Origin of the sequence: Micromonospora sp. NPDC005087 (genome assembly GCF_042872965.1) — a bacterium.
Taxonomy (GTDB): domain Bacteria; phylum Actinomycetota; class Actinomycetes; order Mycobacteriales; family Micromonosporaceae; genus Micromonospora.
Genome location: NZ_JBIALB010000001.1, coordinates 200,754 through 222,090, shown reverse-complemented (window position 1 = coordinate 222,090; position 21,337 = coordinate 200,754). Strand labels below are relative to the sequence as shown.

The window sequence follows — 21,337 nt, the reverse complement described above, 5'->3', positions numbered from 1 at the left end:
TAGCGTTCGGTCGATGGCCGGACGGTCGCGTCTCACCCCTGCGGGGCCCCGCCGTCCCGGCTGGTCGCCGTCGCGTGCCGCTGGGCGCGCTGCCACAGGCGGGGCGGGACGACGAAATTCGCCGACCGCACCAGGAACACCACCGAGCCCACCGCCACCATCGTCGCCGCGGTCACCGCCACGATGGCGACCAGCAGCCCGGGCTGCACCGATGCGGCCAGACCGGGCAGCACCACCAGAAGCACCCAGAGCAGCACGGCCAGCCCCACCGCTCCCCCGACCAGCCCGCGCCCCACCGCGCCGCCCGGTTCGCGGCGCGGACCGGCGCCCGGACCGGCGTCACCGCGCCGACCCGCCAACGCCGCCGCGGCCAGGCAGAACAGCGTCACACCCAGCAGGACGCCGCCGAGAGCGTCACTGAACCGGTGCCAGCCAGCGATCATGGTGGCCGAGGCGATCACCGAGACACCTGCCGCGCCCGGCACCGCCAGCCAGCCTCGGGCCCACCCGGGCACGACCAGCATGAACGCCAGCAGCAGGGCCGTCGCGGCCGCGACGTGACCACTGGGGAAGCTGTTGTGGGTGCTGGAACTGACGATCTGGAAGTCCGGGCGGGCAAGGGCCGACTTCGCCGGGCCGGCCACCACCACCGCGCAGAGGACCATGCCGACGCCCACCACTCCCGCCAGCATCCGTCGGCAGAGCACTCCCACCAGCAGCACCGTGCCGAGCATGGCGGCCAGCAGCGTCGGGCTGCCGAAGGTGGCCAGCACGGTCCGGGCCGGACCGACCAGGACGGTCTGCTGCTCGTAGCCCCCGCCCCGCTCGGCACGCGGCAGGAGCAGACCGTCCAGCCACTGACCGGGGTGGGTGCGCACGAACACGGCGTAGGTGAGGCCCAGGGCGAGCAGGTGGCCGACGGCCGCCCCGAGCAGCAGCCGGCCCAGCGGCGCGGCTGCGCGGACATGTGGCAGCGGTGGCGCCGGCCGCGGGGCGGGCGCCGACCGTCCGATGTATGACGATCCGAGGGACATACCGGCCATCGTCGTGCCGCCAGATCCGGACGCCGTCCGCGGATTGTCTTCGTTCTGTCACAGTTCCCGGCCAGGGCCAGAGGAGAACGGGTGGACCGCGCCGGGCACGGCGACCGGCCAACGGACGCCGCAACGCGTCGATTTCCCAAATTCACCAGCAAACCCGGCCAAGTCATCTCGAATGACTTATGCAAAGCGTGAAGGGTCATTCATATGCTTGCATGCAACTATGTTTTACCCTGCCGAGACGCAATACCACTAAGGTCAGGACGCCGATCAAGCAATGTTTCGGTCGGCGGTGCGAAAACCATCCGGAGCACGTTGGGGAACCGGAAGGGGTTGGGGAAAATGCAGGGGATTCCGGTCGCCTCCCTGGTCATCGGCATCGCGTCCACGCCGGCCGAGCGCAGGCAACTGGCCCGGCTGCTCGGCGGGAGTGACGCCTTCCTGATCGTCTCGAATGTCGATCAGGCTCGGGAGTTTCTCGGGGTGGTCGAGATGCCGGCCGCCACCACGGTGATACCCACCGCCCAGAGCGTGGTGCCCGACGTGGCGCAGAGCCCGCAGGCGCCGCCACCGCCGGACCTGGCCGTCGATTCCGACCGCCGGGTGCTGCGGTGGCGCGACCGGGAGATCGACCTGACCCGGTTGGAGCATGACGTCCTGCTCTGCCTGGTCGACGCGCCCGGGCAGGTCTGGACCTACGAGCGACTGCATCTCGAGGTCTGGGGCAACCGGCACCTCGGCCGCGGCTCGGACATCCACTCCGTGATCCGCCGGGTACGCCGCAAACTCGTCCGGCTCAACGCCGCGGCGACGATCCACGCGGTCCGCGGCGTCGGCTTCCGGCTCGCCCCGGTCTGACCGCCGACGAACATGGTCCGGCCCGCCTGGTCAGCGACGAGGCGGGCCGGATCTGTCACTTACCGGTCAGGCGTTCAGCACCGGATCGGCGACAACCCGAAGTTCTCCACCGTGGGCGTGGTGGTGTCGATCCTCGTCTGACGGGTCTGCGGCTTCCAGCCGTCCTTGGCGACGATCATCGTGAGCGGGTTGTTGCGACGGTCCACCCAGTAGGCGTACTTGCCCTGGGTGTCGGTGGCGAAGGTCCACGACATCGCCCACGAGTCGACCTGGACCACCGCGCCGGCAATCGGCGAGGTCGCACCCTGGCAGCTGGTCCCGGTCACCGTGCCCATGAGCTTGCCCCAGGTCTTCGGAGGCGTCGCGGTCATGGTCACCGCCACCGGCGCCACCGTGTACGGCGTGTTCTCCTTGATGCCGACCGAGCCGGAGTAGGTGCCCGGCTGGTCCACGTTCGCCGTCATCCCGACGGTGACCGTGACGTTCTGACCCGGCGTCAGGGTGACCGCCGACTTGTCGATCGTCATCCAGCTGACATCGGCCGCCGCCTCGGCGCAACCCTCGAAGCCCGGCAGCACCTCGCTGTCCGGCGCCGCGCTGAAGCTGCCGGACGAGCCGCCGATCTTGTAGAAGCCGCACGCCGCGCCACCGCGGTACCGCGCGGTGTTGGAGTTCGGCAGGTTGGACCACGAGCTGGTGCCCGGGTCGTAGGCGAAGCCGGCGTTGCTGATGGCCCCGCCCTGCGAACCGCCGACGACGAGGAGCTTGCCGCTGGCGACAGCGAACGAGCTGGCCCAGTTGTCGACCGGCGCGTCGGCGATGGCGGTCCAGGTGTTGGCACCCGGGTCGAAGGAGTAGCTGGCCTTCTGCGCGGCGGCCCCGTCGTTGCCGCCGGTGCAGTAGATGGTGCCGTCGATCCCGCCGCAGGAGGCGAAGGCCACCGACTTCGGGTAGTTCGCCATCGTCTCCCAGGTGTTGCTGCCCGGGTCGTACCGGACGACGGTGTTCGACATCGGCGTACAGGCCGCCGTGGTGCAGCCACCGATGGCGTACAGCTTGCCGTCGACGACAGCCTGCCCGGCGGCAGCTCTCGGCGCCGGGTTGTCGGCCAGATCCGTCCAGGTGTTGGCCGCCGGGTCGTACGACCAGGTGGCCGCGTCCGGGCCGCCGTCCGCCCAGCCGCCGGTCGCGATGATCTTTCCGTCCACGACGCCCACCGCCAGGGCGTTGCGGGCGCCGGGCAGATCGGCGATCGCCGTCCAGGTCTGGGCAACCGCGTCGTAGGCGTAGTTCTTCGTGGTCGAGCTGGACCCGTCACCACCGCCGATCGAGTAGACCTTGCCGTCCAGCGTCACCACCCGGTTGTCCATGATGTTGGCCGGGTAGTCGGTGATGTCCGTCCACGGTGCGGCCTGCGGGGTGACCGCGGCGGGGACCGCCATGGCCGCCTTGCCGGACGCCTTGGCGGCGAACGACGTCGGGACGGTGAGCCGCTGCTCCGGTGCGCCGGTGGCTCCGAGCACCTGCTGCCTGGTCATCCGGGACCCGTCCGCCCGGAGGAGTTCGAACCCGTTGTCGCGCTCACTGAACTCGACCTCGACCGGCGCCCCGCCGGTGTTGGTCACCGTGAACGTCTTGCTGGCCTTGCCGTTGGGCATCTGCACCGTCGCGCTCACCTGGTCCGGCGCCACCGACAGCCGGCCGGCCGCGAGCTGGAAGTTCGCGGCGGTCGCCCAGTCGGCCTGGACGTCGACCTGCTTGCTCTGGCTGACGTAGTTGCCGGCCTTCGCGGTGAACTTGTGCGTGTCGGTCAGGGTCGAGTAGAGCCAGTAGAAGCCGTCGGGCAGCCCTGGGTCGTCCGGGGTCGCCACGGTGACGGCACTCTCGGCGGGCCGGTCGGCACTGGTGACGGTGGCGCCGTTGACGTAGCTGCTGTCGTTCTTGTCACGGACGTGACCGACGACCAGACCGCCGTCGACCGGCACGCAGGTGACCTGGCTGCCGATCAGTACGTTGTCGACCTCCCACCACCACTCGTACGAGGCGTCGTAGTAGTGGAACCGCACCTGGACCTGCGCCTTACCGGCCGCCTGCGGGATCGGGATCTCGGTGACCTTCGGACCCCGGACGTCCGTCTCCTGCCGGAGCACGTTGGTCCAGGTGGCACCGCCGTCGATGCTCAGATCGACATCGCCGGTGTCGTCGGCCAGTTGGTTGAGGTCCTGGTTGAACCGGATGACCGGGGCCGTGACGTCGGTCAGGTTGACCACCGGGCTGACCAGGGAGGTGTCCTGGCTCCCGCCGGCGCCGTACGCGTCGCTGTCGACCACCGCGAAGTTGCCGGTGCCACCGGTCAGGTTGCCGCGGTTGCCGTCGTCGGTGAACTTCCAGACCTGGCCGTTGCCCTTGTTGTCCACCACGGACCAGCCGGCCGGCACGGTGGCGCCGTCGAAGGTCTCGTACTCACCGTCGGAACCGAACGTGTAGCCGGGCGCCGTCGTGCAGGTGTTGGTGTTCACCGGCACCGCGACGTTGGCGGTCACGTTGCGCGAGCCGACCACCACCTCCTTGGTGACGGTCTGGTAGCCCGGGTACTGCGACTCGTACGTCAGGGTGTAGGTCTGCCCGGCCGGCAGCTTGATGCTGTAGCGGCCGTTCGCCGGCGTGGTGTAGTCGTACACGCCCGACACGCCGGTCACGGTGACCTTGGCGTACAGCGGCCAGCCGTGTCCGGAACCGTCGGTGACCGCTCCGGTGACGTTGACGCTCGCCACCGCCGTCAGCGCGACGTTGAGCGTCGTGGTCGCGCCGTCGGTGACGGTCGCCGGCTTGGTCGTGCTGCCGTACCCGAACGCCGCCACGGCGACCTGGTAGTCACCGACCGGAAGCGTGGTCGAGTACTTGCCGTCGGCGCCGGTGGACACCTCGCGGCCGGTCGGTCCGGTGAGCGTCAGGGTGGCACCGGCGATCGGGCTGCCGGTGGCCGCGTCGGTGACCGTGCCGGCCAGGGTGCCGGTGTCGCCGGTCGGGGCGGCGTTGAGCAGGGCGAGGGCGTCCAGTCGGCCTTCGCCGTAGACGTTGTTGTCCGCCGGGGTGCCACCGCACTGGTCGTCGGCCTTGTCGATCGCGGCGCCGTTGAGCAGCGCACGGGTCGCGTTGATGTCACCGACCAGCGACGGGGCCGCCGAGTACAGCAGGGCGATCGCGCCCGCGAGGTGCGGAGCGGCCATCGACGTGCCACTGATGCTGCCGTAGGCGTTGCCCGGAATGCTCGACCGGACGTTCACGCCCGGCGCCGAGATGTTGGGCTTGATCTCGCCGTTCTGTCCGACACCCCGGCCCGAGAAGCCAGCGACGTTGTTGTTGATGTCGTACGCGCCGGTCGAGTAGTTGCTGACGAGGCTGCCCGGCGAACCACTGGTCTGGCACGCCGGTCCGCTGTTGCCGTTGGACCAGACCCCGAAGATCCCGGAGGCGGCCCAGGCCAGCGTCACGTCCTCCATGAAGGGCTCGTTGGACGGGTTCTGGCTGCCCCACGAGTTGTTGATGATGTTCGGTCGCTTGCTCGCGTCCGCGTTCTGGCCGTTGAGGTCCATCGGCTCGAGCATCCACTGACCCGACTCGATCAGCGCCGCGTCGCTGGGGCAGCAGCCGTTCGCCGCGATCCACTTGACCCCGGGAGCGACACCGATCTGGTTCGCGCCGTCGGAGCCGGCCATGGTGCCCATCGTGTGCGTACCGTGGCCATTGCTGTCACAGGGCGCGGTCGCGCACGTCCCGGCGGCGTTGAACCAGTTGTAGTTGTGGTCGAACGTGCCGTCGCCGTTGTTGCCGCGGTAGGAGCCGACCAACGCCGGGTGGTCGAACTGGACCCCGGTGTCGATGTTCGCGATGGTGATGCCCTCGCCCGTGACGCCGTACTGGCTCCAGACGTCGTCGGCGTTGATGTTCGCGATGCCCCACTCGAGGGCGTTCACGGTCTTCTCGTCGGTGCCCTTGGTGACCTCGGGCACCTTGTAGGCGACCGGGGCGTAGAGACCCTCCACCTCCGAGTGGGCGGCGAACTTCTGCACCATCGCCAGTGAGCCGCTGCTCACCTTGATGGCGTTGGTCGCCCAGAAGGTCTGGTACTTGGTGCCCGATCCGTCGAGTTCGGCCCGGATCTTGCCCTGGCTGTCGGCGGCCGTCTTGCGCAGTGCCTCCGCGACCGCCGTGCCGCGCTTGGACCAGTCCTTGATGGCGCTGGCCTTGCTCAAGTCCGCCCGGTCCTTGAACCGGATCCAGAAGTCCCCTGCACTCTTGGCCTGGAGCTGCTTCGCGAGCTCCGGTCGGATCTTGTCCCCCGGAGCGGCGCCGGCCCCCGTCCCGCCGGGCGCCGCCTGCGCGCCCGAGCCGATACTGGCCAGACATGTCGCGGCGAGGATCATCGCCGCACCAGCGCTCACCACTGATCTGGCTGTGCGCCTCCATTGTGGACGTCTGAACATCGGTGCTGCGTCCCTCAGAACAACCCAGGGTGAAAAATGGGCCATGGTGAGGGTGCGGGAGATCCGCCTCGATGGAACCGAGCGGACGAACCCTTCATGCCTCCCCATACACCGCGCGGGTCACGCCGGTTGCCCGAGTGGACACTATGATCGAGAAGAACGGACGATCAAGAACTTGCCGTGAGCAACTTGTCGCTAACGGTTGCCAGGCTGGCGGCACGCTTGCCCAACACTGTCAGGACCATGACGCGAGGTGGGCAGGATGATGCCCATGGATCCCGGGTGGGTGCTGTGGCCGAGGACGACGAGGCGGCGTTGGACGGGTCCGAGCCGGTCGACGAGCCGTTCCCGCTGCTGATCGCGGTGACCTCGTCGCCGACCGAGCGGATCCGGCTCGCGGAGCAGCTCGAGGGCATCGCACCGCTGCTGCTGGTGGCCGACCTCGACGAGCTGCGCCGGCTGATCGCGACTCCACAGCAGCCCGCCGGCACACCGCCCCCGCCAGCGCCCGCCGTCGCGGCCGGCTCCGCCCTGGTCATCGACTCGCACCGGTCCACCGCCCGCTGTCAGGACCGCGAGGTCGACCTGACCCGACTCGAACACGACCTGCTGATCTGCCTGACCACCGTGCCGATTCGGGTCTGGAGCTACGCCGAGCTACACCGGTCGGTCTGGCGCGACGAAGGGCGCGAGCGCAAGGCGGACGTACAGTCGCTGGTGAAGCGGTTACGACGCAAGCTGCACGAGCTCGGCACCGGCGCCACGATCGAGGCCGTACGCGGCGTCGGGCTGCGGCTGACCGATCGCCAGGAGCCGCGGATCGGACGGGCCTGACGCGGCTGCCTGATGTGGGCAGCGCCCCGGTGACCATCGGGTGTCGATCGGTCAGATCAGCCCGGCGCGGGTCCACAGCAGACGGCCCGGCCCGGCCACCAGACCCACGCCCGCGAGATGGGTGTGCACCCGCTCCGCCGACCAGCGCAGGGTGGCGCGCCAGTGCGGGTTGGCGCGCGCGGCGGCCCGGCCGACCGCCGGTGGGATGCCCACCGCCGCGTACGCGTCTGGATGGACCAGGCGGTTGGCGATCGTGCCGGCGGCACGACCGACCAGCAGGCGGGCGTACGCCATGCCCACCGGGCCGGTGGCCGCGACCGCGGCGGCCAGTTCCTCGCGGGCGAACCGGACGTGTCTCGCCTCCTCCACCACGTGGATGCGCGAGACCATCCGGATGAGCAGCTGGAGCGACTCGTCGGCCATGATCTCGCGCTGGAACGCGTCGAGGATCTCCTCCGCGATGAGGATCGCGGCGTACATCCGGGGGCCGCTGGCGGTGGCCTTGAGGAAGCGCCCGAGGTGATGGTCCACCGTGCTCGCCCGGTAGACCGGGCAGCCCATCGCCTCGATCAGCCGGCCGAACATGATGGAGTGCCGGCACTCGTCGGCGACCTCGGTCAGCGCGTACTGGGCCTGCCGGCTGGTCGGGTCGGCGCCGTAGTACTCCCGGATCAGCATCTGCATGAGGATCGTCTCGAACCACAGCCCGGCGCTGGCCGCGCTGGCCACCTCGTGCTTGGTCAGCTCGACGCGCTGCTCCTCGCTGAGCTGCTCCCACAGCGGCGTGCCGTAGAGGCTGCTGCGGTGCGGCGGGAGCCAGTAGGCGCCCGGAGTGTGCGGAGCGTCCCAGTCGATCTCGACGACCGGGTCGTAGCTGGTGCGGAGCGAGGACGTGAGCAGTCGCTCGGCGACGGCGGTGCGCTCCGATTCCGCCGGTGTCGCGTCCATGGCCCCTCCATATTGACGTGACGTCAGGTAACTGTTACGAGTAGTAGCATGCAATCGCCGCTCAAAGATGTCAATGGATCCAATCCGGCAGCCCCGGCCGCCGACGAGGGCCGGAAGGCGAAGGGCAACGGCCGCCGGGACCGGTGGGCCGACCATCGTGAGCAACGACGGCGGGAACTGATCGGGGCCGCTGTGCAGGCGTTGCTGCGGTACGGGCCGGAGGTCGACATGGACCAGGTGGCCGCCACCGCCGGCGTCAGCAAGCCGGTCCTCTACCGCTACTTCGCCGACAAGTCGCAACTCTGGGTCGCCGTGAGCGAGGTGGTGGCGGCCCGGATCATCGACACCGTGGCGCCCGCGGTGGAGCAGGTCCGCGAGGAACGCGGCCTGGTGCAGGCGACGATCGACGCCTACCTGGGGGTGATCGAGGCGCAGCCCACGCTCTACCGGTTCCTGATGCACCAGTCCGGTCATCCCGGCATCCACCAGGTCGTCGCCGGGACCAGCCAGCAGGTCGCCGCCGGGCTGGCCCGCGTGATCGGCGACCGGCTGCGCGCGCTGGGGCTGGACGCCGGCCCCGCCGAGCCGTGGGCGTACGGCCTGGTGGGCTTCGTGCAGGCGGTCGGCGACTGGTGGACCACGCACGGTCAGCCGATCAGCCGGGCAGCCCTCACCGACTACCTGACCGCTCTGCTGTGGAACGGGATCGAGGGCGTACGGGCCAGCGCCGACCTGCCCCGCGAGCTCACCCGCGCCCACGAACGGATCACGCCATGAGCGTGCGTCAGCGAGCGAATCATCAGCACCGGGTGGCGGCGTGAGTTACCACGGCCCGGCGAGCCTCGCGGGCACCACCGTCCGGGTGCACCTCAGCGGGCGGTGGGAGCCGGTCGACGGCCGCTACCACTGGGGTGGACGAATCGAGCCCGACCCGCAGGTGGCGCAACTGCTGCGCTCCGGCCGGCGTGACGTCGAGCTGCGCATCGCCGACCGGGTCCGGCCCACCCGGCTGGCCGAGGTCGACCCGTGGGGCGGCGTACGGATCACCGGCGTGGGCGATCCACCCTGGCCACCGGCAGCCGAACCGGTTCCGTGCCCGAGCTACCGGAGAAGTGATGGAGCCAGACCTCCGTGGAAGGGTAGTCATGACAGTTCACTTTCGCCGCGCGGGCAGCGGTGAACCGCTCGTGCTCATCCACGGCATCGGTCACCGCCACCAGGCCTGGGAGCCGGTTTTCGACCTGCTCACCGCCCACCACGAGGTGATCGCGCTCGACCTGCCCGGCTTCGGGAACTCTCCGGTGCCCGACGCGGGCATGCCCGCCGACATGGCGGCCACCGTCGCCGGGATACTGCCGATCCTGACCGGGTGGGGGCTGGAGCGCCCGCACGTGGCCGGCTACAGCCTCGGTGGGGCGATCGGCCTGGAACTCGCCGCGACCGGGGCGGTCGCCTCGGCCACCGCCTTCTCCCCCGCCGGGTTCTTCACCACCGCTGAGCGCCGGCGGGCACTGGCCATCCTCACGATGTTGCGGGCCAATTCGTACCTGCCCACCCCGATCATGCGGGTCGCGTTGCGGTCGGCGTACCTGCGGGCGATGTGCTTCGCGCCGCTGGTGGCCCGCCCACGGCTGCTGGACGCCGACCGCGCGCTGGGCGACGCGCTCGCCCTGCGGCGTGGGCTCGGCTTCAGCGCCGTGGCCCGGGCCGCCCGCGACTACCGCTTCGACGGTCTCCGGCTGGCCGACGCGGCGGTGCCGGTGACCATCGGCTGGGGTGACTGCGACCGCATCTTCGGCGTACACCAGGCCGAGCGTGCCCGGGCCGGCCTGCCGGCGGCCCGGGTGGTGACGATGCCCGGCTGCGGGCACGTACCGATGAGCGACGACCCGGATCTGGTCGCCGCGCTCATCCTGGAGACCACCGGCGCCGTGCCCCGCACCGGTCGAGCGGATCGGGCGGGTCACGAACATCACTTCACAGAATAAAAACTTGCACGGTACGCAACTTGCCTTCTAGCCTCCCCGGGTGACCGATACCGACCAGGCCGCCACCGGGCGTCGCGACCGCAAGAAGCGGCAGACGCGGGCCGCGCTGACCGCCGCCGCGCTGCGCCTGGTCGCCGAACGGGGCCTGGAGCACGTGACGGTCGAGGAGATCAGCGAAGCCGCCGACGTCTCCTCGCGCACCTTCTTCAACTACTTCACCTGCAAGGACGAGGCGCTCACCGACGACCCGGCGCTCGACGGCACACCGGTGGTGGCGCGACTGGCCGCCGCCCCACCGCACGTGCCCGCGTTGCAGGCCGTTCGACTCGCCCTCGACGAGGCGATCGACACGATGCAGGCCGACCGGGAGTTGTGGCGGCTGCGGCTGGCCGTCATCACACAGAACCCCGCGCTGGTGCCCCGGCTGATGACCGGGAACATCGAGACCGAGCGGGGCATGGTCACCGCCCTCGCCGCCCGCCTCGGCGTCGACCCCGAGCACGGCCACCCGGCGCTGGTCACCGCGGTGGCCGGTGCCACCTTCCGCACCGCGATGCTGCGCTGGGCCGCCGACGACAGCCGGCCCCTGCGCGACTTCGTGGACGAGGCGTTCGCCACGGTCGCCGCCGGCCTGCCGGATCCACCACACCAGTCCTGACCACCAGTCCCCCGGTGCATCAGGTTCCGGGGGCAGCCACTCCGATCAAGACCCCGAAAAGGGAGCGTCAATGACCACCACCGCCCCGCCCGCTGACGTTGCCGACGTCGGCACGCGCATGTCGCGTCGGGAGGTTCTCCAGGCCCTCTCCGGCCTGATGGTCGGCATGTTCGTGTCCATCCTCGCCTCCACGGTGGTGGCGAACGCCTTGCCGCGGATCATCGCCGACCTGAACGGCAGCCAGACCGTCTACACCTGGATCGTCACCAGCGAACTGCTCGCCATGACGGCGACGGTGCCGCTGTGGGGCAAGATGGCCGACCTCTACAGCAAGAAACTGCTGATCCAACTGTCGCTGGGGCTGTTCGTGGTGGGTTCGCTGATCGCGGGCTTCACGCCGAACGTCGAGGTGCTGCTGATCAGCCGGGTCGTGCAGGGCATCGGCGCCGGCGGCATGACGGCGCTGGCCACGATCGTCATGGCGGCGATGATCCCGCCGCGCGAGCTGGGCCGCTACGCCGGTATCTTCGGCGCGGTCTTCGGTGTCGGCACCATCGCCGGTCCGCTGATCGGCGGTCTGCTCGTCGACACGTCGTGGCTGGGCTGGCGGTGGTGCTTCCTGATCGGGGTCCCGTTCACCATCCTGTCCATCGTCCTGCTGCAGCGCACCCTGCACCTCCCGGTGGCTCGCCGCAAGTTCAAGATCGACTGGCTGGGCGCCGTCCTCATCACCGCGGGCGTGTGCACGCTGCTGATCTGGTCGTCCCTCGCCGGGAACAAGTTCCCCTGGGCATCGGGCTGGACGGCCGTCATGGTCCTGGGCGGTCTGGTCCTGCTGGCGCTGGCCGTTCTCGTCGAATCGCGGGCGGCGGAGCCGATCGTTCCGCTGGGCATCTTCCGCAATCGCACGGTCTCGCTGGCCACCGCCGCCAGCGTGCTGGTCGGTGTCGCGATGTTCGGTGGCACCGTCTTCCTGTCCCAGTACTTCCAGATCTCGCTGGGCAAGTCGCCGACCGTCGCGGGCCTGATGAGCCTTCCGATGATCTTCGGTTTGCTCGTCTCGTCGACGGTGGCCGGCCAGCTCATCACGAAGTTCGGCCGGTGGAAGGCCTACCTCGTGGCCGGCGCCGCCGTGATGACCGTCGGGATGCTGCTCCTGGGCACCATCGACGCCAACACCAGCGTCGTCGTCCTGTCGGTCTACATGGCCGTGCTGGGCATCGGCGTCGGCATGCTCATGCAGAACCTCGTGCTCGCCGCGCAGAACGACGTGCCCGCTCAGGAACTCGGCGCCACCACCTCCGTGCTGACGTTCTTCCGCAGCATGGGCGGCGCCATCGGGGTCAGCGCCCTGGGTGCCGTCCTGGCGAGCCGGGTTACCTCGCTGACGACCGAGCGACTCGGCCCGGCCGCGGCCGGTGGCGGCTCCGCCGAGGTGCCCGACCTGTCCACCCTGCCCGAGCCGGTGCTGCGCATCGTGCAGGACGTCTACGGCACCGCCACCGCCGACCTGTTCCTGATCGGCGCGCCGATCGCGCTGATCGCGCTGATCGTCGTGCTGTTCATCAAGGAAAAGCCCCTGCACACCCTCAGCGGGGACGAACGACGCGCCCAGGAGGAGGCGGCCGCAAACGCCGCGATTCACTGAGCCGTACTACAGCAGGCGGGGGCGGGCCGATCGGCCCGCCCCCGCACTGCGCCCACACCCCTGCCCCCCGCCGGACCGCTCGGGCCGGGCGCGAGGGCCGGGCCCGGGCGAGGGGATCAGGGCCGGGCGCGGCGGGCCGAGGGCCGGGCGCGGCGGGCCGGGGCGGGGGCCGGCACTCCCTCTGCCGCCTTTGCTCTGCTTCAACCCACGCAACAGTTTCGGGCCGTAAGTGTTGCGTCGGTTGGAGCAGAGCAAAGGGCGCGAGCTGACTACTGGCTCCTCCGCTCGCGAGCCGACGTCGCTGGCGAGCCGCGCGAGCGGACGTCGCCGCGCCCTGCCCCGCGGAGCCAGGTGGCCCGTGGCGCCAGGCGGCCCGCGGAGCCAGGTGGCAGCGGAGCGAGCCCCTCGGCCGCGTCGCTGGCCGTCGGTGCGGTGGCCGCGTTTTTCGGTAACGACGAGTTGCGAAGCGGTTGCCACGTAACGTGAAGTGCAGCCGGTCAACGGCTGACGCCAGACGTGCGCCGGGCCGCCACCGTGGCGGAGCCGCTCGGCCAACTGCCGTGAGTCCGGCGAGATTCCCGACCCGGCGGTGAGCCGGGTATGCGCGGATTCTGCCCAGTAGGCAATGCGACGGTGCGAGGCTCCGGAGAGCTCTGCGCCGCGCACCCGGCCTACTCAGCCGCAGGAGGTGCGGACGATGCCCATGCTCTCGTTACTCGATCCTCGGCACACGGTCGCTCCACCGGGATACAGCCGCTGGCTCATCCCGACCGCAGCGCTGGCCGTACATGTCTGCATCGGGCAGGTCTACGCGACGAGCGTCTACAAGAACTCCCTCATCGCGCACTTCGACACCAGCCAGACGGCGATCGGGGCGATCTTCAGCATCGCCATCGTCATGCTGGGTTCGTCCGCCGCTGTGGGCGGCAGGTGGGTGGAGCGCAACGGACCGCGCCGGGCGATGTTCGTCTCCGCCTGTTTCTGGGCCGCCGGGTTCCTGGTCGGTGCGCTCGGCATCGCGACCCAGCAACTGTGGCTCCTCTACCTCGGGTACGGCGTCATCGGCGGCATCGGGCTCGGCATCGGCTACATCTCGCCGGTCTCCACGCTGATCAAGTGGTTCCCGGACCGGCCCGGCCTCGCGACCGGGCTGGCAATCATGGGTTTCGGCGGCGGCGCCCTGGTCGCCGGCCCGCTCGCGCGCCAACTGCTCTCCCTGTACGACCCCGGCTACAACCCCGCCAATCCGGCTGCGGTGGCGTCCGGGCACGCCCTGGTGGCACTCTTCGTCACGTTCGCCATCGGATACTTCGTGATCATGATGTTCGGGCCGTTCAACGTCCGCGTTCCCGCGCCGGACTGGCGGCCCGCCGGGTTCGACCCCGCGCGCGTCGCCAGCAAGCCGCTGGTGACACGGGCGAGCGTGTCCGCGTCGAACGCCGTGCGCACCCGTACATTCTGGTTGCTGTGGATCGTGCTGTTCTGCAACGTCACCGCGGGCATCGGCATCCTGGAACAGGCCAGCCCGATGATCCAGGACTTCTTCCGGGAAAACGGGGTCAGCGAAGTCTCGGTGTCAGCGGCGGCCGGCTTCGTGGGAGTGCTGTCGTTGTTCAACATGGCCGGGCGGTTCGTCTGGTCGACGACGTCCGACCTCATCGGCCGCAAGCCCATTTACATGGTCTACCTCGGCGTCGGCATGGTGCTCTACGCGCTGCTCGCCGTGGCCGGCCACGCCGCGACGGCGGTCTTCGTGCTGATCGCCGCCGCGATCATCTCGTTCTACGGCGGCGGCTTCTCCACCGCCCCCGCGTACCTGCGGGACCTGTTCGGCACCTTCCAGGTCGGCGCCATCCACGGCCGGCTTCTGACCGCCTGGTCGGCGGCGGGCATCGCCGGGCCGCTGATCGTCAACGGGATCCTCGACGCGCAGGGCAAGCCCGGCACCCTCACCGCGTCGGCGTACCGGCCCGCGCTGTTCACCATGGTCGGCGTCCTCGCCATCGGTTTCATCGCCAACCTGCTGGTCCGTGCCGTGCCGAAACGGTTCCACGAGCCCGACCGGGGGCCAACCTCGCCCGTGGCGCGCGCCACCGTCACCGAGCCGGTAGCCCTCGGTCCGGAAAGCCAACCCTCGGTGCCGAAGCAGGTCGGCAACCAGACCGGTCGGCTCTGGCTGTCGTGGCTGCTCGTCACGGTGCTGCTCGGGTACGGCATCGTCCAGACCGCCATCACCGCCGCGAAGTTGTTCACCGGCTGACGTCATCCGCGCCCGGGGACAGGCTCGCGGAGCGTGCCTGTCCCCGGGCGGTCGAGCGGTGGCCTGCCGGCGCACCGCCGACGCGCCCCGGTCTCGGTTCGGCCACCGATGCGCTCAGTGAGCGCTAATCGCTAACGGCCGGCCGTCGACCCGTCCCGGCCGAGCCGCTCGCGTTGCGGCACGACCGTGTACTTCGGATCGCGCGCGGAAACCCTGCCGGCCTCGAAGACGCCGAACCGGGTGGCGACGGAGGATGCCACGAGGGCCGCGCCGGAGACCGCTGACAGGATTTTGCTGCGCCGGCTGACCAGTGCGGCGGCGGTGCCCACGGCGAGTAGCGCGCGGCCCGCCCGGACCATTCGGCCGCTGCGTCCGTGCGCATAGGGCTCGCCGGTCAGGCCCAGCCGCTCCAACCGGCGACCGCCGACAAGTTCGATGGTCGCGGCGGCCAGGGCGAGCCGCCGTAGCGGGGCGGTCTCCGCGGCCGGCGCCGCGATCAGGCCGACCCCGGACGCGGCGGCGAGAGCGCTGCCCGCGAAGACGAACGGCAACGAGGGGTACGCGTCGTGCCAGGCCGGCACGGCGGTGTCGGCGAGCAGTACCCCGGTGTACGTGGCCAGCGCCGGCGCGGTGGCCGCGGCTGCCAGGCCGGCGACGTCGCCGATGGGGGGCGCCAACCGGCGGGCGAGGCCGAGCGCACCGTGCTGCGGGAGCAGCGGCGCCAGTTCGGCGACCGCCGCCACGCCGGCCATCGGCCCGAATGCGGCGAGGATCCAGGTGCCGACCGACATCGGCGACGTCAGCTTGGCGACCCGGAGCATGTGGTGGAACCGGTCCGGCCGCCCGAGGTCGTGAACCAGCAGGTACGTGCTGGCGGCGACGCCGCCGAGGGCGGCCCAGCGGCCCACCGTACGCAGCCCGGGTCGCCCGGTCAGTTGGGCGCCAGCTCCGATCAGCGCACTTCCGGCGGCGAGGCCGCCGGTGAACAGGTAGCCAGCGATGTCGTGTTTCCACACGGGCGGCTTGAGGACCGGCCGGCCGTAGTAGGAGCTGAAGTCGGCCGGCGGCACGGTGAGCTGCTCGCCGCCGTGGCCCCGCCCTCGACCGGGCGGCATCGCGTCCGTCATGGCCGCCCGCCCAGGAACGCGACCGTCGCGGCGGCGGTCATGACCAGTGCGGCCAGGCCGGCGCGTTTCCACATGGCCGGCAGGTCGCGGGTCGTCACGATCGGGTCCGGTGGCAGCCCGTACACCTCCGGCTCATCCAACAACAGGAAGAACGCACCATCACCACCCACCCCGTCGTTCGGATCATGCCCATACAACCGCGCCTCCGGCACACCCTGCTCATGCAAAGTCGCCACCCGCGCCGCGGCCCGCTCCCGCAACTCGTCCAGAGGCCCGTACTGAATCGACTCCGTCGGACACGCCTGCGCACACGCCGGCGTCATCCCCGCACCAAGCCGGTCATAACACAACGTGCACTTCCACGCCCGACCATCATCCTTACGCTGATCGATCACCCCGTACGGGCACGCGGAAATGCAGTAACCACACCCATTGCAGATGTCCTCCTGCACCACCACCGTGCCGAACTCCGTACGGAACAACGAACCCGTCGGACACACATCCAGACACGCCGCATGCGTGCAGTGCTTGCACACATCCGACATCATCAACCACCGAAAATCCGTCCGCTGCTCCACACCCGTACCCCGACCCGGCGGCTGCGCCCCCGGCATCCCGAGGAACTCCGGCCCGCCCGACATCCGGGCCGCCGCTGCCGGCGAGCCGGGCGGCAGACCCGGAATCGTCCCGGTGTCGGTGCTGGTACGCGCGCCGACCGCCGCCGTCATCGGGCTGATCGACGGCCCGTCCGGATCCTGCTCGAACGCCGGTGTCGCCCAGCCGGCCGAACGGGGCTGCTCGACGAACGCGACGTGCCGCCACGAGTTCGCGGTCAAGGCCCCGGTGTTGTCGTACGACATGCCCAGCAGGTCGAGGCCGCTCTCCGGAACGAGGTTCCATTCCTTACAGGCCACCTCGCAGGCCTTGCAGCCGATGCAGACGCTGGTGTCGGTGAAGAAGCCCATCCGCGGCGGGGCATCGACGTAGCCGGCGTCCGGCGCCGGGTCGAGCGGGCCGTACAGGCTGTTGACATGGGGCATGGTCAGACCTCCGGGTCGCGGCCGCTGTCGGGGGCGTCGGTCGTGACCTGCGGTGGATAGTGCGGGCCGAGATCCCCGGACCGCCGCCGGTAGTCGACGAGGAGGTCCAACAGGTCCTGGCCTCTCGGGCGCCGACCGGGCCGGACGTCGCAGGTGCCGACCTTGCTCTCCTGGATCAGGACGTTGGGGTCGAGGCTGATCCCGAACAGGTCGTTCGCCGAGTCGCCGGTCACCAGGCCCTCGAAGCCGAAGTGGTACGGCAGCCAGAGCTGGTGGATGATGCGGCCGTCCACCCGCAGCGGCGTGAGCCGGTCGGTTACCAGCACCTTTGCCTCGATGGCGGCGCGGGTGCTGATCAGGTGGGCCCAGCCCAGGTGGTTCAGCCCGACCTCGGCGGCCAGCTCCGGGGACACCTCGACGAACATCTCCGGTTGCAGCTCGGCCAGCGGGCGGACCATGCGGCTCATCGCACCCGCGGTGTGGTGTTCGGTGAGTCGGCTGGCCGTGAACACGTACGGGAAGACCTGGCTGTGTGGCTCCGGCGGGCTCGGGTTGAGCGTGTTGATCGGGTGTGTGTAGACCTTGCGGGTCGGGTTGGCCTGCTGCCGGTAGAGCGGATTGCGCACCGGCGACTCGACCGGCTCGTAGTGCGTGGGCAACGGCCCGTCGAGTACGCCGGTGGGCGCGTACAGCCAGCCCTTGCCGTCGCTCTGGAGGACGAACGGGTCGTCGCCGGCGAGCCCCGCCACGCCCGAGGAGCCCGGGGGCGGCCGATAGGAAGGTGGTTTGGTCTTCTCGAAGTCCGGCACGTCGTAGCCGGTCCACTGGGCCTTCTCCGGGTCCCACCAGACGTACTTCTTGCGCTCGCTCCACGGCCTGCCGTCCGGGTCGGCGGACGCCCGGTTGTAGAGGATGCGCCGGTTCGCCGGCCAGGCCCAGCCCCACTCCGCGGCCACCCAGTCCTGCTCGTGGCGGGACTTGCGCCGGGCCGCCTGGTTCACCCCGTCCGCGTACACGCCCGTGTAGATCCAGCACCCACCGGCGGTGGAGCCATCGTCCTTCATCTCGGTGAACGTCGACAGCGGTCGTCCGCTGGCCACCTCGTAACCGTTGATCTCGTACAGCACCGCCTCGGCGCTCGGCTCGGCCGTCGGCCCGTGCGTGGGGTAGCGCCAGTTCAGGTCGAGCAGCGCCCGGTCGCGGGGTCGGGTCGACTTGGCCAACCGTTCCCGGATGATGCGGCCGAGGTGGTAGAAGAACCACAGCTCGGAACGGGCGTCGCCTGGCGGTTCGACGGCCTTCTCCCGCCACTGCAGCAACCGCTGCGTCTGGGTGAAGGTCCCCTCCTTCTCCACATGGGAGGCCGCGGGCAGGAAGAACACTTCGGTGCGGCACTCCTCTGGCACGATCTCGCCGGTCTCGATCTCCGGGGCGTGCTGCCAGAACGTGGCGCTCTCGATCATGAACAGATCCCGGACCACCAGCCAGTCCAGGTTCGCCATACCGAGGCGCTGCGCCCGCCCGTGCGCCGAACCGACCGCCGGGTTCTGCCCCAGCAGGAAGTACCCCTTGACCTTCCCGTCGATCATGTCCAGGACCTGCTGGTACGTGCCGTGATCGCCGGTCATCCGCGGCAGGTAGCCGTAGCAGTAGTCGTTCTCGGCGGTGGCCGCGTCCCCCCAGTACGCCTTGAGGAGGTTCACCCCGTAGGTGCGCGCGTTGCCCCAGAAGCCCTTCTGACCCGGGTGGCGGATGCTTTCCACCCACTCGTCCAGCGTCGGGTGGTCGGCGTGGTGCGGCATCGGCAGGTAACCCGGCAGCAGGTTGAACAGCGTCGGGATGTCCGTCGAGCCCTGGATGCTGGCATGCCCCCGCAGCGCCATCACCCCGCCGCCCGGGCGACCCATGTTGCCCAGGAGCAACTGAATGATCGCGCCCGTGCGGATGTACTGCACGCCCACGCTGTGCTGCGTCCAGCCCACCGAGTACACGAGCATGCCGGTGCGTTCCCGGCCCGAGTTCCGCGTCCAGGCCTGGGCCAGCTCGAGGAACTTCTCCTGGGAGATGCCGCAGACCTGCTCGACCATCTCCGGCGTGTAGCGGGCATAGTGCCGCTTGAGGATCTGGTAGACGCAGCGCGGGTGCTGCAACGTCTCGTCCCGCTCGGTCTGCCCATTCAGCGGCGCGCCGTGCGACTCGTGCTCCAGCCCGGCAGCGGTTTCCCGCTGTGTCTCGGTGTCCCGTGTCGCGGCGTTCTGCCCGTACCCCTCGTACCGCCAGCTCTTCTGGTCGTAGCTGGCGTTCTCCTCCTTGAAGCCGGAGAAGAGGCCGTGCAGATCCTCGGTGTCGAGGTACTCCTCGGTCACGATGGTGGCGGCGTTGGTGTAGGAGACGACGTACTCGCGGAAGTCGAGTTCGTTCTCCAGGATGTAGCGCACCACCCCGCCCAGCAGGGCGATGTCGGTGCCCGCCCGGATCGGCAGGTACGAGTCAGCCAGCGCGCTGGTCCGGGTGAACCGGGGATCGACGTGGAAGACCTTCGCACCCCGGCGCTTGGCCTCCATCACCCACTGGAAGCCCACCGGGTGCGCCTCGGCCATGTTCGAACCCTGAATGATGATCACGTCGGAGTTGGCCAGGTCCTGCTGGAACTGGGTGGCGCCGCCACGACCGAAGCTGGTCCCCAGACCGGGGACGGTGGCGGAGTGTCAAATACGGGCCTGGTTCTCGATCTGGAGCGCCCCCATCGCGGTGAACAACTTCTTGATGAGGTAGTTCTCCTCGTTGTCCAGCGTCGCCCCACCCAGACTGGAGATCCCCAGCGTCCGGTTGAGCGGCCGGCCCTCGCCGTCGACGTCCTCCCACGTCTCGTCCCGGGCGGCCAGCACCCGATCAGCGATCATGTTCATCGCCGTGTCGAGGTCGAGATCCTCCCACTCGGTGCCGTACGGCCGGCGGTAGCGGATCGTCGTCTGGCGCAACGGGCTGGTCACCAGGCTCTTGCTGGCTGAACCCTTCGGACAGAGCCGACCCTGGGAGATCGGGCTGTCCGGGTCGCCTTCGATCTGGGTGACCTGCCCGTCCTTGACGTACACCCGCTGCGCGCAGCCGACGGCGCAGTAGGGACAGACGGACTTGGCCACCGAGTCGGCGGTGTCGGTGCGGGCGGTGAGCGACAGGGAGCGGGCGGACTTGGCCGCGGCGCCCCGGCCCAGCGGGTCGGTGCCGGTGAGCTGACGGTAGAGCGGCCAGCTTTCGACCCAGCGGCGCACTCCCATCACTGCACCTTTCCGACGAAAGCGATAAAAAGTGAACAGACTGACAATAGATGAGCGGCCGACCGGCGCGCAGGGGATCCCGCAGCTGGGTCAGGGGCGGTGGATCGGGGTCTCAAGGTCGGTGAGCGGGCGACCCGAGCCACCCCAGGCCTGAGCGATGATCTCGGCGGCGATCGCCACGGCCGTCTCCTCCGGCGTGCGCGCGCCGAGGTCCAGCCCGATCGGCGAGGAGAGCCGGGCCAGGGCGGCGTCGCTCACGCCCGCCTCGCGCAGCCGTCGCAGCCGGTCCGAGTGCGTACGGCGGCTGCCCATCGCACCGATGTAGCGGGCTGGGGTGTGCAGGGCGACCTCGAGCAGCGGCACGTCGAACTTCGGGTCGTGGGTCAGGACGCAGAGCACCGTGCGGTCGTCGACCGTCGTCGACTCCAGGTACTTGTGCGGCCACTGGACGACGAGGTCGTCGACGTCCGGGAAGCGTGTGCGAGTGGCGAACACCGGGCGGGCGTCGCAGACCGTGACGTGGTAGCCGAGGAACCCGCCGATCCGGGCCATCGCGGCGGCGAAGTCGATCGCGCCGAAAATGATCATCCGGGGTGGGGGCACGTACGACTGGACGAACACGGACACGTCGTCGAGCCGCTCCTCCCCCCGCCGGCCCAGGTGGACCATGCCCGTTGCGCCCAGGGCAAGCATGCCGGCGGCGTGGCGGGCCGCCGCGTCGTCCAGCTCGGACGCGCCGAGGCTGCCCGCGACCCGGTCGGGCCAGACCACCAGCTGCGCGTTCTCGACCGATGCCGTGGCGACCGGCCGGCCGTCCCGGACCGCCGCGAACACCTCGTCGGGCTCGGTCATCGCGACATCCGGCTGGACCAGGATCTCGATCGTGCCGCCGCAGGTCAGGCCGACGTCGAACGCGTCGTCGTCGCTGACGCCATAGGTCTGGGTGCGGGCCTTGCCGGTCTCGACCGCAGCCCGGCAGAGCTCGTAGACGGCGCCCTCGACACACCCGCCCGAGATGCTGCCCAGGACCTCGCCGCCGGCGGAGACGGCCATGGCCGCGCCGGGCTGCCGGGGCGCCGACTGCCAGGTTCGGACGACGGTCGCGACGGCGAACGGAACACCAGCGGCGCGCCAGCCGGTCAGTCCGTCGACGATGTCCCTCATGACCGCA

The 21,337-nt window shown here is 70.2% G+C and carries 15 protein-coding genes; 8 read left to right on the top strand and 7 right to left on the bottom strand.

The features are described 5' to 3' along the window. Positions 1-32: 32 nt before the first annotated feature. Positions 33-1,034: a phosphatase PAP2 family protein gene (locus ACFYPS_RS00970; protein ID WP_387322156.1), complete on the bottom strand. Its 1,002-nt coding sequence runs from the start codon at positions 1,032-1,034 to the stop codon at positions 33-35. 348 nt (positions 1,035-1,382) lie between these two features. Between ACFYPS_RS00970 and ACFYPS_RS00965 the strand changes: the two genes are divergently transcribed. Then, on the top strand, positions 1,383-1,898 hold the full coding sequence (locus ACFYPS_RS00965; protein ID WP_387322154.1) for a winged helix-turn-helix domain-containing protein: 516 nt from the start codon (positions 1,383-1,385) through the stop codon (positions 1,896-1,898). Between the two features lie 74 nt (positions 1,899-1,972). Here ACFYPS_RS00965 and ACFYPS_RS00960 read toward each other — a convergent pair whose 3' ends face one another. Further along, the gene (locus tag ACFYPS_RS00960) at positions 1,973-6,343 is read right to left on the bottom strand and encodes a S8 family serine peptidase (RefSeq protein ID WP_387322152.1); all 4,371 of its coding nucleotides are present in this window, start codon (positions 6,341-6,343) and stop codon (positions 1,973-1,975) included. 324 nt (positions 6,344-6,667) lie between these two features. On the opposite strand from ACFYPS_RS00960, the gene ACFYPS_RS00955 reads away from it, so the two are divergent. Continuing rightward, positions 6,668-7,219: a winged helix-turn-helix domain-containing protein gene (locus tag ACFYPS_RS00955; RefSeq protein ID WP_354962517.1), complete on the top strand. Its 552-nt coding sequence runs from the start codon at positions 6,668-6,670 to the stop codon at positions 7,217-7,219. 51 nt (positions 7,220-7,270) lie between these two features. Here the strand turns inward: ACFYPS_RS00955 and ACFYPS_RS00950 are convergent, their stop codons facing one another. After that, entirely contained in the window at positions 7,271-8,167 is an 897-nt protein-coding gene (locus ACFYPS_RS00950) for a diiron oxygenase (protein WP_354962518.1), read from the bottom strand. A gap of 48 nt (positions 8,168-8,215) precedes the next feature. On the opposite strand from ACFYPS_RS00950, the gene ACFYPS_RS00945 reads away from it, so the two are divergent. The 6 genes from ACFYPS_RS00945 (at position 8,216) to ACFYPS_RS00920 (ending at position 14,721) form a co-directional block, all read left to right on the top strand. After that, on the top strand, positions 8,216-8,944 hold the full coding sequence (locus ACFYPS_RS00945) for a TetR family transcriptional regulator (protein ID WP_387322150.1): 729 nt from the start codon (positions 8,216-8,218) through the stop codon (positions 8,942-8,944). A gap of 40 nt (positions 8,945-8,984) precedes the next feature. Beyond that, complete coding sequence (locus tag ACFYPS_RS00940; protein WP_354962520.1) at positions 8,985-9,347, top strand: DUF4873 domain-containing protein; 363 nt, start codon at positions 8,985-8,987, stop codon at positions 9,345-9,347. Then, positions 9,313-10,155: an alpha/beta fold hydrolase gene (locus ACFYPS_RS00935; protein ID WP_354962521.1), complete on the top strand. Its 843-nt coding sequence runs from the start codon at positions 9,313-9,315 to the stop codon at positions 10,153-10,155. The genes ACFYPS_RS00940 and ACFYPS_RS00935 overlap by 35 nt, the downstream gene beginning before the upstream one ends. A gap of 40 nt (positions 10,156-10,195) precedes the next feature. Then, positions 10,196-10,813, top strand: coding sequence for a TetR family transcriptional regulator (locus tag ACFYPS_RS00930; protein ID WP_354962522.1), 618 nt, complete (start codon positions 10,196-10,198; stop codon positions 10,811-10,813). A 70-nt stretch (positions 10,814-10,883) separates the two neighbouring features. Then, positions 10,884-12,461 carry an MDR family MFS transporter gene (locus ACFYPS_RS00925; RefSeq protein WP_354962523.1) on the top strand — a complete coding sequence of 526 codons (1,578 nt, stop codon included), beginning with the start codon at positions 10,884-10,886 and terminating at the stop codon, positions 12,459-12,461. A gap of 703 nt (positions 12,462-13,164) precedes the next feature. Beyond that, positions 13,165-14,721, top strand: a complete 1,557-nt coding sequence (locus ACFYPS_RS00920) for an OFA family MFS transporter (protein ID WP_354962594.1) — start codon at positions 13,165-13,167, stop codon at positions 14,719-14,721. A gap of 131 nt (positions 14,722-14,852) precedes the next feature. Here ACFYPS_RS00920 and nrfD read toward each other — a convergent pair whose 3' ends face one another. The 4 genes from nrfD to ACFYPS_RS00900 all read right to left on the bottom strand — a co-directional run bounded on the left by nrfD (position 14,853) and on the right by ACFYPS_RS00900 (position 21,330). After that, positions 14,853-15,848 (bottom strand): NrfD/PsrC family molybdoenzyme membrane anchor subunit, encoded by a 996-nt coding sequence (gene nrfD / locus ACFYPS_RS00915; RefSeq protein ID WP_354962524.1) that lies wholly within the window; start codon positions 15,846-15,848, stop codon positions 14,853-14,855. Further along, on the bottom strand, positions 15,845-16,888 hold the full coding sequence (locus tag ACFYPS_RS00910) for a 4Fe-4S dicluster domain-containing protein (RefSeq protein WP_354962525.1): 1,044 nt from the start codon (positions 16,886-16,888) through the stop codon (positions 15,845-15,847). Before ACFYPS_RS00910 ends, nrfD begins: the two co-directional genes overlap by 4 nt. 2 nt (positions 16,889-16,890) lie before the next feature. Beyond that, on the bottom strand, positions 16,891-20,166 hold the full coding sequence (gene fdh / locus ACFYPS_RS00905) for a formate dehydrogenase (protein WP_354962526.1): 3,276 nt from the start codon (positions 20,164-20,166) through the stop codon (positions 16,891-16,893). 90 nt (positions 20,167-20,256) lie between these two features. Further along, entirely contained in the window at positions 20,257-21,330 is a 1,074-nt protein-coding gene (locus ACFYPS_RS00900; RefSeq protein WP_354962527.1) for an XdhC/CoxI family protein, read from the bottom strand. Positions 21,331-21,337 lie beyond the last annotated feature (7 nt).